Annotated in this window: 19 protein-coding genes and 1 other RNA gene; 8 read left to right on the plus strand and 12 right to left on the minus strand. The window is 56.4% G+C overall.

Annotated elements, in window-relative coordinates; translation table 11 throughout:
- Positions 1 to 20: 20 nt before the first annotated feature.
- The gene (gene rihA, locus AB5Y51_RS17890; protein ID WP_368178869.1) at positions 21 to 956 is read right to left on the minus strand and encodes a pyrimidine-specific ribonucleoside hydrolase RihA; all 936 of its coding nucleotides are present in this window, start codon (positions 954 to 956) and stop codon (positions 21 to 23) included.
- Between the two features lie 161 nt (positions 957 to 1,117).
- On the opposite strand from rihA, the gene AB5Y51_RS17895 reads away from it, so the two are divergent.
- Positions 1,118 to 1,882, plus strand: coding sequence for an RluA family pseudouridine synthase (locus tag AB5Y51_RS17895; RefSeq protein ID WP_236276447.1), 765 nt, complete (start codon positions 1,118 to 1,120; stop codon positions 1,880 to 1,882).
- A gap of 107 nt (positions 1,883 to 1,989) precedes the next feature.
- Here the strand turns inward: AB5Y51_RS17895 and udp are convergent, their stop codons facing one another.
- Positions 1,990 to 2,745 carry a uridine phosphorylase gene (gene udp / locus AB5Y51_RS17900; RefSeq protein WP_010674037.1) on the minus strand — a complete coding sequence of 252 codons (756 nt, stop codon included), beginning with the start codon at positions 2,743 to 2,745 and terminating at the stop codon, positions 1,990 to 1,992.
- A gap of 392 nt (positions 2,746 to 3,137) precedes the next feature.
- Here udp and yiaY point away from each other — a divergent pair, with 392 nt between their 5' ends.
- The 3 genes from yiaY (at position 3,138) to AB5Y51_RS17915 (ending at position 5,497) form a co-directional block, all read left to right on the plus strand.
- Positions 3,138 to 4,289: an L-threonine dehydrogenase gene (gene yiaY, locus AB5Y51_RS17905; RefSeq protein ID WP_277856746.1), complete on the plus strand. Its 1,152-nt coding sequence runs from the start codon at positions 3,138 to 3,140 to the stop codon at positions 4,287 to 4,289.
- A gap of 133 nt (positions 4,290 to 4,422) precedes the next feature.
- Positions 4,423 to 4,761 (plus strand): outer membrane protein assembly factor BamE, encoded by a 339-nt coding sequence (locus AB5Y51_RS17910; protein WP_029314185.1) that lies wholly within the window; start codon positions 4,423 to 4,425, stop codon positions 4,759 to 4,761.
- Between the two features lie 100 nt (positions 4,762 to 4,861).
- Positions 4,862 to 5,497, plus strand: coding sequence for an NAD-dependent epimerase/dehydratase family protein (locus tag AB5Y51_RS17915; RefSeq protein WP_263309224.1), 636 nt, complete (start codon positions 4,862 to 4,864; stop codon positions 5,495 to 5,497).
- Between the two features lie 67 nt (positions 5,498 to 5,564).
- On the opposite strand, the gene AB5Y51_RS17920 is transcribed toward AB5Y51_RS17915, so the two are convergent.
- Positions 5,565 to 5,921 (minus strand): RnfH family protein, encoded by a 357-nt coding sequence (locus tag AB5Y51_RS17920; protein WP_039039886.1) that lies wholly within the window; start codon positions 5,919 to 5,921, stop codon positions 5,565 to 5,567.
- Positions 5,914 to 6,348 carry an SRPBCC family protein gene (locus AB5Y51_RS17925; RefSeq protein WP_010673974.1) on the minus strand — a complete coding sequence of 145 codons (435 nt, stop codon included), beginning with the start codon at positions 6,346 to 6,348 and terminating at the stop codon, positions 5,914 to 5,916. Before AB5Y51_RS17925 ends, AB5Y51_RS17920 begins: the two co-directional genes overlap by 8 nt.
- Before the next feature lie 248 nt (positions 6,349 to 6,596).
- Between AB5Y51_RS17925 and smpB the strand changes: the two genes are divergently transcribed.
- From smpB to AB5Y51_RS17945, 4 genes are all read left to right on the plus strand, one after another.
- Entirely contained in the window at positions 6,597 to 7,085 is a 489-nt protein-coding gene (gene smpB / locus AB5Y51_RS17930) for an SsrA-binding protein SmpB (RefSeq protein WP_010673973.1), read from the plus strand.
- Positions 7,086 to 7,207: 122 nt separating this feature from the next.
- Positions 7,208 to 7,567: a transfer-messenger RNA gene (ssrA, locus tag AB5Y51_RS17935) on the plus strand.
- A 73-nt stretch (positions 7,568 to 7,640) separates the two neighbouring features.
- Complete coding sequence (locus tag AB5Y51_RS17940) at positions 7,641 to 9,374, plus strand: tyrosine-type recombinase/integrase (protein ID WP_368178871.1); 1,734 nt, start codon at positions 7,641 to 7,643, stop codon at positions 9,372 to 9,374.
- The gene (locus tag AB5Y51_RS17945; protein WP_368178873.1) at positions 9,371 to 9,727 is read left to right on the plus strand and encodes a hypothetical protein; all 357 of its coding nucleotides are present in this window, start codon (positions 9,371 to 9,373) and stop codon (positions 9,725 to 9,727) included. The genes AB5Y51_RS17940 and AB5Y51_RS17945 overlap by 4 nt, the downstream gene beginning before the upstream one ends.
- A 348-nt stretch (positions 9,728 to 10,075) precedes the next feature.
- Here AB5Y51_RS17945 and AB5Y51_RS17950 read toward each other — a convergent pair whose 3' ends face one another.
- From AB5Y51_RS17950 to AB5Y51_RS17985, 8 genes are all read right to left on the minus strand, one after another.
- Positions 10,076 to 11,266 carry a hypothetical protein gene (locus AB5Y51_RS17950; protein WP_368178875.1) on the minus strand — a complete coding sequence of 397 codons (1,191 nt, stop codon included), beginning with the start codon at positions 11,264 to 11,266 and terminating at the stop codon, positions 10,076 to 10,078.
- A 272-nt stretch (positions 11,267 to 11,538) separates the two neighbouring features.
- Positions 11,539 to 12,063, minus strand: coding sequence for a helix-turn-helix domain-containing protein (locus AB5Y51_RS17955; protein WP_368178877.1), 525 nt, complete (start codon positions 12,061 to 12,063; stop codon positions 11,539 to 11,541).
- A 168-nt stretch (positions 12,064 to 12,231) separates the two neighbouring features.
- Entirely contained in the window at positions 12,232 to 12,723 is a 492-nt protein-coding gene (locus tag AB5Y51_RS17960; protein WP_368178879.1) for a hypothetical protein, read from the minus strand.
- On the minus strand, positions 12,720 to 13,025 hold the full coding sequence (locus AB5Y51_RS17965; protein ID WP_368178880.1) for a hypothetical protein: 306 nt from the start codon (positions 13,023 to 13,025) through the stop codon (positions 12,720 to 12,722). The genes AB5Y51_RS17960 and AB5Y51_RS17965 overlap by 4 nt, the downstream gene beginning before the upstream one ends.
- A 154-nt stretch (positions 13,026 to 13,179) precedes the next feature.
- A complete protein-coding gene (locus AB5Y51_RS17970; RefSeq protein WP_101346770.1) occupies positions 13,180 to 13,737 on the minus strand; it encodes a recombinase family protein in 558 nt (185 codons plus the stop codon).
- Positions 13,738 to 14,199: 462 nt separating this feature from the next.
- Entirely contained in the window at positions 14,200 to 14,502 is a 303-nt protein-coding gene (locus tag AB5Y51_RS17975) for a type II toxin-antitoxin system RnlB family antitoxin (RefSeq protein WP_201880890.1), read from the minus strand.
- A gap of 5 nt (positions 14,503 to 14,507) precedes the next feature.
- Positions 14,508 to 15,608, minus strand: a complete 1,101-nt coding sequence (locus AB5Y51_RS17980) for a type II toxin-antitoxin system RnlA family toxin (RefSeq protein ID WP_368178883.1) — start codon at positions 15,606 to 15,608, stop codon at positions 14,508 to 14,510.
- A gap of 234 nt (positions 15,609 to 15,842) precedes the next feature.
- Positions 15,843 to 16,993, minus strand: a protein-coding gene (locus AB5Y51_RS17985; protein WP_319903933.1) for an IS3 family transposase whose coding sequence is annotated in 2 segments (ribosomal slippage) — positions 15,843 to 16,756 and positions 16,756 to 16,993 — 1,152 coding nt in all. Because the reading frame shifts where the segments join, the coding sequence is not laid out codon by codon here.
- Between the last annotated feature and the right edge of the window lie 52 nt (positions 16,994 to 17,045).

A 17,045-nucleotide genomic window follows, 5' to 3' on the forward strand; every position in this document is an offset into this window, starting at 1 on the left:
CTTATCCGATGTCCAGGATGTCAACCAAATGAGCGCAGTCGCTGCACCAGCAACTCGATGAAACCGACCCTGTCGAGCCCCAGCAGCACCAGGGCATTGGCCGGTTTGCCGGTCAGGTCGTAGCGATCCACCACCGTCATGCCCAGGGTATGGGTTCCGCCGGTTTCGATATCGACCCGGCACTCCACCCCGTGAAACAGGGAGGGCGCCAGCAGCCAGGCGATGGTACAGGGGTCATGGAGCGGCGCGCCAGCAAATCCCCACTTGGGATCCCGATGATAGATCATGAAAAAGTCGAGCAGCTGTGCCACGCACTGCGCCACCGGGTTGGGAATGGCGCGTACCCGCTCGATATCCTCGTCCATCACCTGGGCCTCGTGGGTCACGTCCAGCCCGCACATGGTGATGGGCAGCCCCGACTTGAAGACCATATCGGCCGCTTCGGGATCCACATAAATATTGAATTCCGCCGCGGGGGTCCAGTTGCCCGCACCGGCGGCGCCCCCCATCAGCACAATGCGGGCGATCTTCTGCTTGAGCTCGGGGTGGGCCGCCAGCAAGAGGGCAATGTTGGTAAGCGGCCCGGTCGGCACCAGGGTGACCGGCTCCGGGCTCTCGCGCAGACACCTTGCCATCAGTTCAAGGGCGCTCATCGCCCGGGGAGCAAAGGCGGGATCCGGCAGCTCTGGGCCGTCCAGCCCCGATTCGCCGTGGACGTTGTCGGCGATGATGAGCTCACGGGCCAGGGGCTTGTCAGCCCCCGCCGCCACCGGGATGTCGTCGCGGCCGAGCAGGGTCAGGATGCGCAGGGCATTGTTGAGGGTCTTGTCCGGGGTCTGGTTGCCCGCGCTGGTGGTGACCGCCAGCACCTTCAGCTCGGGGCTCGCCAGCGCCAGAATGAGGGCGATGGCATCATCGTGGCCGGGATCGCAATCGAGAATAACGGGCAACGCCATGGACAGACTCCTTACAACATGACAGGGAGCCATACCTTAGCAAGAGATGGCCAGATGAACTCAGGAGGGAGTCACAAAACGCCTCAACCAACGAGATCAAGTACTTGGCGACAGGCCTTGGGAGCGGACACCCAGATTCGCCGCGCCGCCATCGTTCGGGTATGATCCCTCCCCCTTCATCGTCCGGTTGCCCCATGTCCGCCATCATCGACACCTTTGTTGCTCCGCTCTGCGCCGCCACCATCGAGATCCTGTTTGAGGATGCGCATCTGCTGCTCATCAACAAGCCGAGCGGCCTGCTGAGCCTCTCGGGCAAGAATCCGCAGAACCTCGATTCGGTCCATTACCGGCTGGTACAGGATTACCCCGGCTGCACCCTGGTGCACCGCCTCGACTTTGGCACCTCGGGCGTCATGGTGGTGGCCAGAAACAAGAGCATCAACGCCCTGCTCTGCCACCAGTTCAGCCAGCGCACCGTGAGCAAGGCTTACGAGGCACTGCTCTGCGGCCATCTAGCGGCGGATGAGGGCGTCATCGACGCATCCATTGCCAAGGATCCTGCGCTGTTCCCGCTGATGAGCATCTGCGCCGCCAGCGGCAAACCCGCCCGCTCACGCTATCGGGTGATGGAGCGGCTCACCCTGGAGGGGGCAGGCCAGCCGGTGCCATTGACCCGGGTCAGGCTGGTACCGGAGACCGGGCGCACCCACCAGCTGCGCATCCACAGCCAGTGGCTGGGCCACCCCATCCTGGGATGCGATCTCTATGGCGGCCTGCTCCCGCCCGGCTGCGAACGGGCCCCCAGACTGATGCTGCACGCCAGTGAACTCGGTTTTGTGCACCCGGTGAGCGGCGAAGCGGTACAGATCCGCTGTGAAGCGCCCTTTGCGCAGGCACTGGCGGCCATGACGGGGCAACAGGGGTAACGAAGAAGGGGGAAAGCAGGGCCAGGAAGGCAAAAGGGGCAAACGGCGGATAAAGATAGGGGCCGCGCTTTCGCAACGGCCCCCACCCCCCACTCGGTGTGGTGCTATCAGATCAGCTTGCGGGCGGCGCCCAGCACGATCTTGATGGCATCAGATTCGGTTTTCGCCATGGTTTCGGCGTTCGGGATTTCCTGCTGGGTACGGTTCACGATGACACCGGCCACCATGCCCGCACGCAGGCCCTGGCTGGTACACATGGTCAGCAGGGTCGCGGACTCCATCTCGTAGTTCAGCACGCCCATGGCTTGCCACTCTTTCATGGAACCCTGGAAACGTTGTACCACGCGGCCGGATACGGTGTCGTAACGCTCCTGACCCGGGTAGAAGGTATCAGAAGAAGCAGTGACGCCCACATGCAGCTTGGAGCCCAGCTCCTTGGCGGTGTTCACCAGGGCGGTGGTGCAGTCGAAGTCGGCCACGGCCGGGAACTCCATCGGCGCGAAGTGCAGGCTGGCACCGTCGAGGCGCACGGAGCCGGTGGTGACGATCACGTCGCCCACGTTCAGGTGCGGCTGGATGGCGCCGGTGGTGCCGATGCGCAGGAAGGTACGGATACCCAGCTGGGCCAGCTCTTCCACCGCGATGGAGGTGGACGGGCCACCAATACCGGTGGAGCAGATGATCACGGCCTTGCCGTCCATCTCGCCGCGCCAGGTGGTGAATTCACGATGGCTGGCCAGGTGCACCGGGTTGTCCAACAGCTCTGCGATGCGCTTCACGCGCTCGGGGTCACCGGGGACGATCGCCAGGGTGGCGCCTTGCAGATCCGCTTTTTTCAAACCCAAGTGAAATACATCAGACATAGTGGACTCCTGGTTGCGCCCCGCCGCATGGCAGCCGAGTGCAGTTAAGGTGATTCTTTACGGTACTTTCAAGCCGGTGTCCCCTCATCCGGGGAGGCGCCAACTATGGTCGAAAGCGCTTTCCAATTCCTTGATGCGCCTCACACTTCTGCGCTTCAAAGCTGACAAAAATGGCGCGAAACGTTTGCTAAGATGATGAATTTCTTGAAAAACGTTTTTACGCTCCTTTTGCTCTCCCATCCCTTGTCAAGCCTTGATCAACCCTCCATTTAAAGAGCGCGATCGAGTCCACAAAGTTGCAAACGAGATACCATTGACCCCTTCTCATCCCCTCCGACGCTGTTATGTTGGCGCCCGCATACCACTTAATGGCTAATCATACGGAGTCCATCATGGCGACATTCAAGTTCTACATTCCCGCAATCAACCTGATGGGGGCGGGCTGCCTGCAGGAAGCGGCAGCGGATATCCAGGGACATGGCTATCGCAAGGCGCTCATCGTCACCGACAAGATCCTGGGCCAGATTGGCGTGGTGGGCCGGCTTGCCGCCCTCCTGGCCGAGCACGGCATCGGTGCCGTGGTGTTCGACGAGACCAGACCCAATCCCACAGTGGCCAACGTCGAGGCGGGTCTTGCGATGATCCGGGCCCACGGCTGCGACTGCGTCATTTCGCTCGGCGGCGGCTCACCCCACGACTGCGCCAAGGGCATCGCCCTGGTGGCCGCCAATGGGGGCAGCATCAAGGATTACGAGGGGGTGGATCGCTCCACCAAGCCGCAGTTGCCGCTCATCGCCATCAATACCACCGCCGGCACCGCCTCCGAGATGACCCGTTTTTGCATCATTACCGACGAATCCCGTCAGGTGAAAATGGCCATCATCGACAAGCACGTCACGCCGCTGATGTCGGTCAACGACCCGGAACTGATGCTGGCCAAGCCCGCCGGCCTCACCGCCGCCACCGGCATGGATGCCCTGACCCACGCCATCGAGGCCTATGTCTCCACCGCCGCCACCCCGGTCACCGATGCCAGCGCCGTGATGGCCATCGCACTGATTGCCGAACACCTTCGCACCGCCGTGCATCAGGGGGAGGATCTCCATGCCCGCGAGCAGATGGCCTATGCCCAGTTCCTGGCCGGCATGGCCTTCAACAACGCAAGCCTGGGCTATGTGCACGCCATGGCTCACCAGCTCGGCGGCTTCTACGACCTGCCCCACGGGGTGTGCAATGCGGTGCTGCTGCCCCATGTCCAGGCCTATAACGCCCGGGTGTGCGCCGGTCGGCTCAAGGATGTAGCCCGTCATATGGGGGTGGATGTGAGCGCCATGAGCGATGAGCAGGGTGCGGCGGCAGCCATTGACGCCATCCGGCAACTGGCTCGCGACGTCAAGATCCCCACCGGTCTGGAGCAGCTCGGGGTCAGGGCCGACGACCTAGACGTGCTGGCCACCAATGCGCTCAAGGATGCCTGTGGTCTCACCAACCCCAGGCAGGCGACTCACGCGGAGATCGTCGCCATCTTCCGCGCCGCCATGTAAGGGGGCAAGATCTGCCAGGGGCCGCCACGCGGCCCTTTTTATTGGCTGATGGATCAATGGCTTTTTACTTCCGCACGGGGAGTGGGTATGATTTGCCGAGCTAAAAAGACTGTATGGATGATCTGAACCCGATATGCGGATGAAACACCTGATTGCCGCGGCCCTGACCGCCCTCACCCTGTCCGGTTGCAGCCTGGTCTATCGCATCGATATTCCCCAGGGCAACTATGTGGAACAAAAGCAGGTCGACAAGCTGCGCCAGGGCATGACCCGCGAACAGGTCGAGTTCGTGCTGGGTTCTCCCATGTTGCGCGACAGCTTTGACCCCAACACCTGGTACTACCTCTATGAGTTCCAGCCCGGTCGGGGCGACAAGGAGCGCAAGGAGCTGACCCTCAACTTCGTGGGTGACAGACTGGCCACCGTGACCGGTGATTTCCCTCTCCCTGCCGCCTTCACCACACCGCTCTAGATGACATCACAAAACCGGCTTCTGCCGGTTTTGTTCTCTCTGGCCCCGGTGATGTCGCCGGGCAACACTCTGGATGCCTCATTGCCCCGAGGAGATCATCATGAGTCGATTCCTGATTGCCGGCGCCACCGGTCTGATTGGCAAAGCCTTGCTGCGCGAGCTGGGGACGGAGCACGACCTCCTCCTGCTCTGCCGCAAACCGGGCGACCCCGCTCCGGGACGCACCTGGCTACCCACCTCGTTCGACGCGCTGGACAGATTGACGCTGCCCTCCCCTGTGGACATTGCCTTCTGCTGCCTTGGCACCACCCGCAAGGATGCCGGCTCGGCCGAGGCATTTCGCCGGGTCGATCTCGACTATGTGCTGGCCTTTGCCGCGCTCGCCCGTCGCCACGGCTGCCGCCGCCTGCTGGTGATCTCCAGTCTGGGCGCCAACCCGGGTTCTCCTGCCCTCTATCCCCGCACCAAGGGCGAGATGGAGCAGGCTCTGCTGGCCCAGGAGTGGCAGCGGCTCGTCATCCTGCGCCCGGCCATGCTGCTCGGCCATCGCGAACCTGCGCGCCGTTCGGAGCAGATCATCCAGGCCATCTATCCGCTGGTAAAGCCCCTGCTGCGCGGGTCGCTGCGCCGCTGGCGTGCCATCGAGGCCAGTCAGGTGGCGCACGCCATGGCGCGCCTTGCCATCCAGGAGAGCGGGATAGAGACGGTGGAAAACGAGCGCCTGCTCACCCTGTGATGCCCCGTGCCGGGCGAGACGATCACAAAGGGGCGCCACGGCGCCCCTTGTCACAGCACATCACCCGTCAGGTGCCGGCATCGTCTCGCTTGCGGTGCACATCGGGTCGCCCGCCGGTGACCACATCGGCGCGCCCCTCTTCCTTGGCTTTCTCCGCCCGCTTCTTGCGCATCTCCTTGGGGTCGGCGATGAGAGGGCGGTAGATCTCGATGCGATCCCCCTCCTGCACCGACTCTGTGCCCTTGACCGGACGGCTGTAGATACCGAACTTGTTGACCGACAGGTCGATCTCCGGGTGCTTTTGCAGGATGCCGGACTGTTCGATGGCCGCCAGCACGCTGGTCTCGGGCGCGACCCGGATGCACAGCACCGTCTGCCGCTCGGGCAGGGCATAGGCCACTTCGATATTGAGGAGCTCAGACACCGTAAACCACCTTGGCACGATTGGAGAAGGCAAGCACCATGGAGCTCACCAGCTCGCGGAAGATCTGGCCAAAGGCCAGCTCAATGAGCTTGGAGGTGAACTCGAAGTCGAGATCGAACTCCACCTTGCAGGCATCCACGTCCAGGGGTGTGAAGGTCCACCATCCCGCCAGCTTGCTGAAAGGCCCCTCCACCAGCTCCATCTTGATGGTGCGATTGGCATCGAGCTGGTTGCGCGTGGTAAAGGTCTTGGCGATACCTGCCTTGGCCACATCGACCGAGGCCATCATGTAGTCTTCACCCGACTCGTGAACACGGCTGCCGACACAGCCAGGCAGGAACTCAGGATAGGCATCAACATCATTGACCAGCCGGAACATCTGTTCCGCGCTGAACATCACCAGGGCACTGCGAGTAATACGGGGCATGGGTTTTCCTCATCCAATCGGCCCGATTTTATCACCTTGTCAGCCAAAATCACCGCCGAAACTGTTCGCGGGTCACCAAGCAGGGCAATCGCACACTTTCCGGCCAGTGTGGCCTGCTCTCGCCCCGCCCTTCCCTCAAAATCGTCATCGAACTGCTCACAAAGCCGCCACTCGGAGCGCTGTGCGTTTTACAGCCGCCGCCACCCACGTATAATGCGCCTTCCTAAACATTGCCTAAGGCCCCCGTCATGAGCAAAAAGAACAGTAAAAACAAAGCCGGGTCCAGCACCATTGCACTCAACAGAACCGCCCGTCACGAGTACTTCATCGAAGAGCGCGTGGAAGCCGGCCTGTCCCTGCAAGGGTGGGAAGTGAAGTCCCTGCGGGCGGGCAAGGCCAACATCAGCGAAGCCTATGTCATCTTCATGCAGGGTGAAGCCTTCCTGTTCGGCTCCAGCTTCCTGCCGCTGAACGCCGCCTCCAGCCACGTGGTATGCGATCCGACCCGCACCCGCAAATTGCTGCTCAGTCGCCGTGAACTCGACAAGCTCGAGAGCCTGACCGCTCGTCAGGGCTACACCATAGTGCCGCTGGCCCTCTACTGGAAAGCGTGCTGGGTCAAGGTCGAGATCGGCCTGGTGAAAGGCAAGAAAGAGCACGACAAGCGGGAAGACACCAAGGCACGGGAATGGGACCGTGAGAAGGCCCGCATCATGAAGAACAAGCACCGCGGTTGATTGTGCGCCGCCGGCCCCCATGCGGCGACCAATAAACCAGCAATCGACCGGCCAAGGCCGGTCGATTGCCATCAACGCCTTGCCATGACAGGATTTTTGCGTACAATCCCTTTTGACAACTTGGGGCTGATTCTGGATTCGACAAGATTCACGAAACCCAAGGTGCATGCCGAGGTGCGGTAGGCCTCGTTAATAAACCGCAAAAAAATAGTCGCAAACGACGAAAACTACGCACTCGCAGCTTAATAACCTGCGCTGAGCCCTTCTCCCCTAGCTTGCCTGTGTCCTAGGGAAATGGAAGGTCATCCTTCACAGGATCGTGTGGAAGTCCTGCTCGGGGCGGAAGCATTAAAACCAATCGAGCTAGTCAATGCGTGGCGTGTCTCTCCGCAGCGTGTTGGCGAATGTAAAGAGTGACTAAGCATGTAGTACCGAGGATGTAGTAATTTTGGACGGGGGTTCAAATCCCCCCAGCTCCACCACCTTCTAAAGCCCTGATTCGTCAGGGCTTTTTCTTTATGACTGGTCAGGGAGTGACACACTGAGGTGTCACATATGCTCTATCCCGGTCTCATCAAAAACCGCTGTGGTGTCTACTGCTACCGCCTGATCTTCCCCCCTTCCCTCCGCCAGTACGGCGCTCCTCGTGAGACCCGTTTCTCACTTGGCACAAAAAGTCGCGCTAAAACGGGAGAATTGTGGATCCATGCTTTCCAACTTGGCAGGCTCCTGCTCGACGAATTATTGGCATTAGTTCAGGAAGTCGATCAGGAAGTAGACATGGCTGAAATCTCAGAAATCATGAAGGCGAAGATCGCCGCGAAAAGAGAACAAATCCGGCTCGGGGAACAATTGGCCGCACTGCAAGACCAGATTAACGAGCAGCGCCTTGAAGCACTGCGCTCTCGCAAGGAGCTGGCGACAGCTCAGGCTGTGACTCAGAAGGCAAAGGAGCTGGCCCGTACAGCAGTTGGCATTGCCCAACGGACACAAGGCCAGCTCATAGAATCCCGTAGGATGGCTGACGCTCTCGCCACGTTGCCAACAACGATCAACGCCAAGCCTGTACCCGTCGGTAGTGCCTTGGTTGCCCCTTCTGCGCCCGGTCAATCGTTGGAATGGCTGGTGGCCCGATTCAACGAGCACAGCGAACACGTAAAAAAGCACGCACCCAAGACCCTGAGCCAACGCCAGAGCAATCTTGCACGTTTTCTCGATGTTCTCGGCCCGCTGGACAGCGCGGCGCTTGGTGCCGCCGATATTGCTCACTACCGGGAGGTGATCCGCACGTTCCCCAAGAATCTCCCGAAAAAGGCAAACTGGAAGGAGCGCCCTGAGGATCCCGTGCTGCGGCGTAACTGGTATCTCTGCTTAGGCAAGCGGGGCCTGCCCTCCCTATCCGAGCAGGGACAGATGACCCACTTCCATGACGTTAAGCCCTTTCTTAAATGGCTTAAGGCCGAGCGGTATGTCGCCGAGGATTTCAGCGACATGCTGACCCCCATCAAGAACGATGCCGACTATGAAGAGGGAGGACAGCCCTTCACTAATGAGCAACTGGAGAAACTCGTTAATGAGCTGTGGCTTGCTAATGCCAAACATCCCCATGAACAGCCAAAAGACTGGCATTTCTGGGCTCCCCTACTTGCCCTGACAACGGGTATGCGTGGCGATGAGATCGGACGGCTTACCGTAGCTCACGTAGTTAACGTGGGCGGAATCGTCATGCTCAACGTACCGGGCACCAAAACCAACAACGCCGACCGACTAATCCCACTCCCGCTTGTAGTCTTGAATGCAGGTTTCATGGCTCTGGTTGATTGGGCTGGACGTGCTGGCGACAACTCACGGCTATTCCCAGATTGGCTTGTAAGCGGAGGCAAAAAAACACCTACTTACTCCAACAAACTAGGAAGGTGGTTCAACTATGAAGATGGAAAGGGATTTATTTCAAAACGGGGCATCTGGCAGGAGAATGCCAAGGTAAGTTTCCATAGTCTGCGCCACACCTTCATCACAGCCGCTCATCATACTGACATCAAGCTTAAGCCAATGCAGATGATCGTCGGCCACGGACCAGACCTGCGCAAGACCTACGGCCTGCCAGCTACTAAAGACAAGGGGTCATCCGCCCCCTACATCAAACCGGGTGTCAATTATAGCCCACGGATGCAGGAGGCTTGTGAAGCGCTGCGCAACGTCATAGACAGTGTCGATTTCGGCTGTGACCTGACCGGGGTTAATTGGTTGAACTGGCGAAGAGCCAAGAAAATGGGGAATTTGAAATGAGATCCGACATCAGCTTCGAGGACGTCCTGCTGTCCATACAGGCTAGGGTATTGTGCGTGTCGCTGCCCTGTGGGTGCCGCTTGTCTAACGGTCGCCATATCCATCACTGCGAAGGCGTGTGTGAGTGGTTTCAATGGAGCGAGCGCGAATTATCACAGGCAGGGAAAAGGGCGCTCTGGACGCTACTCCTCCAGAGTGGCTTCGATGACATCCAGCACGTTTCACCCGCTGACGTGCTGGAATACCTCGACGAGGGCGACAACGGGACGCTCCCGGTGTCTGCTGCCGATTTCAATCTGAGCCTGATGCTGGGGCGTGATGTTCTGGGAGTTACTCGTCAGGTGGTGGCGTAGCTGCGAAAGGTTTGATTCTGGGGGTCTGGAACGCCCCCAGTGCGTTTTTGTCGCTATGCCATTGGCCGTGGGGTTGCCGGATGGTATCTAAAGAGCTCTTAGGCGGTTTTCTAAATCGTTCCAGTACTGTCTCACACGTTTACGCTCCCCCTTACACCTGACACGCACCGCACCTCTGCTTCCATGCCGGGTCATTAACCGTCCATTACCGGGTCAGCTCTCCTTGCATCTCTTCCCTTCCGAAGTGAGTGGCTGCCCACTTGTCCAACTCTACGAGCATGGCATCAAGGGCACTGTCTTCAGGTAGCCGGGGCTGGTGGACTTGTTGATCCTCTATGTCGCCAAAGCTCACATAATCGCTTTTAGCCGCTTTGTTGGTGCTTGTGCTGCCCCTTGTGCTTTTGGGTTTGAAATTGATTCTGGCGCGTCCTGTGGGCCTTCATGAGCGTGTCCGGGTGTGGCTGCACAGCCATTGGCCTCAATTTTCAAAATTGCAGTGCTGACGTTCTCACTGGGGGATGAGTAGGGAGCTGGTTTTTCTAGGACTTTGGTTTGTGTGGGGCTGGTAGCCTTGTGGCTGACCGTGGAATCCCGTTCGGCAATGAAGTGAGGGAGAAGGAGGGCTGTCATTCTCCCATAGTGGGCTTGCCCTAGGCGCGTCAGCTCGTGGGGGATGTAGAACTCGGCGTCTTTGCCTATGTCCTTGTGTATATACCAGCCCCATCCGATAGCCTCTCCCATGCCATAGCGCTCAGTGGTACGACGCTGGCGGCGCGAGTCTGAACCATCCCATTCACCGCCCGCACTCTTGAGCCTCTTTTTCTGCTCTGCGATGAGGCTTCCGAAGTAGATACCATGACAGTGGGATCGGCCCTCGCTGTCTCTCTCTATACAGAACATGGTCATGTGCTCGACCTCGCGTCCTAGCGCACGACCCAGACGCTTCCTGATGGGGTCTTTTAGTTCAGCGGGGCTCTTAGCTGCGTCCTCCATGGATAAATTCAGGGAAAAGGCCACGTACCGCTTGCTACACCTCTCATACATCATGCCGGATGTAATCCAAGCGTACTTTTCCAAGTCTGATAAGTCTTTCCAGGGCCGAAGGGGTTCCTTCTTCCAGTTGGGTGTTGAGATAAGGACAAAGGAGTGATCATACATATTTACTACAGACGAGATCATTTTCTCGTAGTCGCGTCGGGACGCTAAGCCAGACAGGACAAGGCTTTGACGCACCATAACCTTGAGAGTTCTTGCGGCGGTTTTTGTATTTGGAAACCTTGCTCGCCAAAGCGTCCAGCGGGCTGTTTCACTGATGCTGGATACAGCTCTGTGAGTGGCTCGCCGGATACTTTTATCAACGCTCACCCCCCCCTTGAGTGCATCCCTGATTCTGGCGATCTGCATCTTAGCAATCCGCTCGTCTCGGGATGGGGAGTCGTCGCAGTGTAGGTTGCGACGGGCAAGCGCAAACTCATTAGGCTGCGTTAATTTTGATGACCGGTCATTGAGCGCCGAGCTCTCTGATGATACTCTTTTCATAGTTAAAACCTTTTGTGCCGCCTCATTGGGCGGCTCTTTTTTACCTGCTTGCCAACGGCAAGCCCTCTTTCAAATCTCGTTCACCTCATCCCCCTGAACGCCTGTGAAGCGCGTACAGCAACGACCTGACCGGTTAGGGCCAGTGTCAATTCTCATAGGGATTCCAGCGAAAGGACGCCGCGAAATGGGCGTTAGCGAAGAGGTAGGGCCGACTCATCGGCTAAAATAACAGGGTTACTTTGCAGCATGGGCAGGGTCGCCGTCAACCTGCATCACCTTGATGGCGCATCGCTCCAGCCATCGCGCTCGGCCCTGATAGCTAACATTTCCTCGTCGGTGTAATCCCTAACAATTAGCTCCGGCAGTGCTTCAACGATTTCCGGCTCCGCTGCCAGTGTGAGAACCCGGCGCAACCCATCAGCGGCTAGCTTGCTGGCTGTGGCACACGCTGAAAGGATCTTGGCCGCTTGGTGCCTGTCACATTCACTATCAATTGTCAGGCTCTCCAACAGCTCGGCTGTCTTGGTGTGGATTTGGCTGCAAAGTGCAACTTGTGACTGGACAAGGCGAGCCCCCTCCGAGGCTGCGAACTCAGAAGACAATGAGGCCCGCAATCCGGCGCGGGCCTCCTCTATCAACTCCTCCCGCATCGAGTCTGGGCGAACACCTGAACGCCCCCGGATCCGTTTCACTGTGGATAGGCTGATTCCCGTCTGCTCGGCGATAGCAACAATCGGCCATCCTGCCGCGAGAGCTGCGGCAACCTGCGCTTCAAGGGCGGGGGAGGTGCGACGCATCGCGGCCCCCCTCTATTCCGAGCGCATCACACGGGGTCAATTGCTCCCACCGGGTGATTGCCAGCTCCACAATTTGCGTAGGCGACATATTCAGAGCACTGGCCCATATCGCAACACGTTCCGCGACTGGACGGGATAACCGTATTACTTGGACTGTTTTTTGCGGCTTCATGCTTTCCCCTCTCCATGCTCCAAACCCTGCTGCTGTTCGCAGAACATCGTCCATAAACGCGCATTCCCATTTTGATATGTCAGGGTTGCCGCCCGCTCATTGTCATTGGCTATGGGGGCTACTGCCGCCGATTGTGGGATCCTAGACAGCATGGAGACGAAGAAATCATTTTCTACTGGCACATGCATAGAGATCAGATCCACCCCCGCAGGTGATACGAGCAAGGAGCGGACGATCTCGCGCAACCCTAGCACCTGCTGCAATGCGAAAAATCTCCGGCTATCCAACCGCCTAGCTTCACATAGATTGCGGACAGCCCCATATAGCCGGGCATCAATAACTCGGGCCTGTTCTTCATTGGTCTTCTGAACTTCACGAATTACATCGCGGGCCGCCACCATGTCTCCCTTGTCCATCAGTTCCAGGGCGTATGAAAGCTTGCCTGCTGTCACACCGTGTGCCTGTTCGAAACGCGTTTCCGGGATCATGCTTTACCTCCATTGCGGGCCAATGCCGCCGCTATACGATACGAGCCGCCAAGGCTTCCACGCTCAATAGTGCGCTGACGCTGCTTCTCGATTTCCTCCTTAACCTCCATGCGCATCCTGTCCGCCAAATCTAGATGGGTCTCATGCTCTTCAATCCAGCCGGTTTCCTCTTCACCAGTGATGATCTCGTCGTCTTCAATCTGCTCAACCGGTATACCGGCAAGCTCTGCTAAAAACGCTTTGTCCCTACCTTCCAGATAGTGCGCATCCTCACCCATCCGCTCTGCGAGCTGACGCTTCAATATTGAAACCTTCATGTATAAGCCTATAAATCTCAATAAGTTACAATGATTGCATGTTACACAAATGGATGACCGATCACCATATTCAAGACAAAAAAATACCGGCGCTTGGCCGGTATGTTGTTGCTTTATTCGCGTGCTGTTTGGGTCGTCATTACGCTGCTTTGCAGGCTCGCTTCACACTGGCGGGTGAAATCCCAAAATGTTCGGCGGTCGCCTGGATGCTTGCGCTGTTTTCCTTCCGCCAGATAGCAACGGCGGTATCGTCGATGGTCTTCTCACGCCCTAATGCTTTGCCCTCTGCCTTGGCCTTGGCGATCCCGGCCATCTGACGGGCCTTGATATTTGAGCGTTCCAGCTCTGCGACAGCGGCCAGCATGGTCAGCATTGCCTTACCAATTGGTGTGGATAGGTCAAACCCCTCCCGCAAGCTGATAATCGACACGCCCTTGGATTGCAGCGCCTCAACCGTGTTCAACACGTCGATGGTGTCACGCCCAAGACGGTCAACGGCGGGAACAATTAGCGTATCCCCCTTCCGCACAAACTTGAACAGCTCGGAGAATTCCGGGCGCTCTAATGCCTTCACTGCACCAGATATACCCTCGTCTGCAAACCACGTTTCCACCTTGTGGATCTGCTCAATGCTGTGGCGCTGGGCCTCTACGCTCTGCTCGCCAGTGCTTACCCTCAAATACCCGATGACCGCCATAACAATTCCCCACAGGTAGCTCAAAAACTATAGCTCGCAATATAGTGGTAGCTCATATTGAAATCAACACTTTTGAGCCATCATTTTCAGTGGGGGGTTTAGGTGGCTCAAAAGGTACACATTTTGAGCCAAAGCAAGAAAGGGATTAGTCTCGGATTAACAACAACCACACACAATGTTCAACGTTGCGCGGACCAAAGGTATAGGAAACAACATACTTTCGGAGGTTACTTGCCTTCGGGCAAGTTTTTAGAGCGTTTATGACTCTGCGGGGGCAGACAGGGCAGCGATAGCAAACGTGACCAGCAGGAGCCTTACCATGGATAGACATGGATATATAAGCGGTCTAGCTAGCAATGAAAACAGTGAACAGTTATAGACACCATGAAGGCCTAAGCCTCAAAAGAATCTAACATAACATATCAACCGATCGGGGTTATCACCCGAAAATACGAGGAAAAATTAAACGGGACATTGGTTCCCGACAAGCACTTCATGCTCCCTAGCAAGGGAGCATGATACTTTATTGGAATCAATTACTTGAAAAGTTTTTCGTTCAAAATTTTGACCGTTAAATCTCATTGAAGCAAAGCGATTCCATTCATAACCATTTGAGCACAACAAATCGAAGAGTACCTCACCAGAGATACTCTTCTCGTGCAACTCCTTCACAATTGAAGGGAGATGCTCTAGGGGACTCTGATAACCCATCGCAACAATTACTGCTGCAAAGTGTTTATCATCAGTTGTCCTAATTGAGTACATATTCCTCACACACTGTGTAGCTCATCCACTAAAGAATAGATCTTTGTGGAGAGTTTGTTAACTTCATTAAGATCACTAACAAATCGGCTTGAGTTAACCAAGCTATTCATATGAAACAAACCGTGGCGGTGTCGTCGAAAGAAAGAGTACGCATCAGAAAGCAGGGAACGTTCAGGTACTAAAGGTACTTTGCCTTCATGCTCGCGTCGTAGTACGAAGTCTCCTCGTCCGATATCTAGGCAGTAGTAAAACGAACCAACATCATTCGAGTCCACATCGAAGCCTTTATCAGCCATTACGGATTTGATCGCCCCTTCAAGAGACCTGAGCTCAGGGTATAAAAGCATGGAATAGTCAGGAAGCTGAGGGACCGAAAGCTTAACACATAGGCTTGACAGAAGTAATCTTTTAGTGCCATCAGGTATGGTATCGATAGACTTAGGCAGCTTCGTCCTGAGATAGTCAAGAGCAACCTCTGTCCGAACAATCTCAGTGTTCTTGCCATCTTCGGTGCGATTCAGGACATTCTCTAGCCCCGCCATATCTAACAATTCTGATAGCAGGTAAATGAGATGCCTATATGTTGACAATGGCCTCCCTTGAATCTGAAGCTTAAGCGTAGTCTTATGATGAACAACAACAATGTGGTCATTATGTTCAACAGATGTAAGGCACCACTGACTTTGAAGCTCATCATTACGACGAATATCAGAAGTAAACTTTGCAGGTTTATCACCTGTTATCTCATCAATGATTGCGTTGATCTGGTCACTTGCTATTCCCTTGATTGCCATATTCACTTGTTTGAACTCATCCGGGTGTATCGTTTCAAACAAACATTGTGCAAGCTGATGCCCAAGATCTCTGTTCTGACCCAAACGATAATGAAGCGTAGTCGTACCGTTAGTGTTCAGATAAATTTCAAGCTTCGCATTATCAATACCAGGTTGTCCAAACTCGTAGAGCTGGATTGTTGTCTGCCCATTTTGCCGTTCCGTCACTCCTCTGAGGTTGAGGTTACGTTTCTCAATGAACTCGTCAACCACACGCCGTATGCAAGTCCGGTCGAGGTTTAAATCGCGATACTCTTCTTGCCTTTCTGCCACCGTAAATCCCCCATTCAAATACCTTTTGTATGCTATCAGTGAGTTCCAAGTGATGACAAGAACACTAAAATGGGAATTGAACCGGCGTCCAAAATTTGGTGTCATGGTGAAGGGTCACAGAAATGATTCGCTGGAACAGGTCATCTAACCGATTGATCTGAAATGATAAACTAAAGATTGGTTGTCACCTCCCCCCAGCTCCACCAAATAATGTTCTGAATCGCCCCTGGTTTTCTAGACACTTTGTTGCTGAAAAATAAACTGCCTTTCAAACTCTACCGGCGACAGCCCATCATTGGAACCATGACGCCTGATTGGGTTGTAAAACATCTCGATATAATCAAACACATCGCTGCGGGCTTCGTCTCTTGTCGCGTAAATCCTGCGCTTGATCCGCTCCCGTTTGAGCAACTGAAAGAAGCTCTCGGCGACCGCGTTGTCGTGACAGTTACCCCGTCGGCTCATGCTGCAACGCAGGTTGTGGGCCTTCAGAAAGTCCTGCCATTCACCACCGGTAAACTGGCTGCCCTGATCCGAATGCACCAGTACCGGCTGCTTGGGTTTACGCCGCCAGACGGCCATCAATAACGCATCAACCGCCAAGTCTGCCGTCATGCGTGACTTCATCGCCCAGCCGACGATCTGGCGAGAGAACAGGTCGAGCACCACCGCCAGGTACAGCCACCCTTCTTGAGTGCGAATGTAGGTAATGTCAGTCACCCAGGTGATGTTGGGGGCTGGCACCTTAAACTGACGTGCCAGCGTGTTTGGGGCAGCTTGCGTGCTCTTGCCTCCATAATGCCCCTTGCGGCGTTGATAGCCCGTTTGCGAACGCAGTCCCTCCCGCTTCATTAATTTGGCCACACGGTGCTTGCCGCAGGCTTCCCCTGCGTCACGAAGGTCGCGATGGATCTTGCGATAACCGTAGACAGCACCACTTTCCAGCCAGGATTGCTTGACCAATCCGGTCAGTCGTTCGTCCTCCTGCTGTCGTGGCGATGTGGGCTGTTTCAACCACGCGTAGAAGCCACTTCGGTGAACCCCCAGGGTTTGGCACAGGGTAACGACACTGTACCGGTCGAGTCGGGAGGTTATGAACGCGTACCTTTCCTTGACTCGCTGGCAAAGTACGCGGCGGCCTCCTTTAGAATATTGCGCTCCTCGGTGACCTGGCGCAGTTCAGTTTTCAGGCGGCGGATCTCGGCTTGCAAGGCAGACTCTTCTATTTGCTGGTCAGCAGGCTTACCGTACTGCTTGAGCCATGCATACAGGCTGTGGCTGGATACCCCGATGGCACGTGCAACGTCAGCCACCGGCCGCCCGCGCTCGGTGATTTGTTTAACGGCTTCGATTTTGAATGTTTCTGGATAACGCTGACGGGTCATAACACCTCCAATAGTTGCCTCATTTTAAGGCTGTGAGGTGTCTAGGGAACTG

The organism is Aeromonas sp. R7-1 (genome assembly GCF_040908115.1).
In the GTDB taxonomy this organism is placed as follows: domain Bacteria; phylum Pseudomonadota; class Gammaproteobacteria; order Enterobacterales; family Aeromonadaceae; genus Aeromonas; species Aeromonas caviae.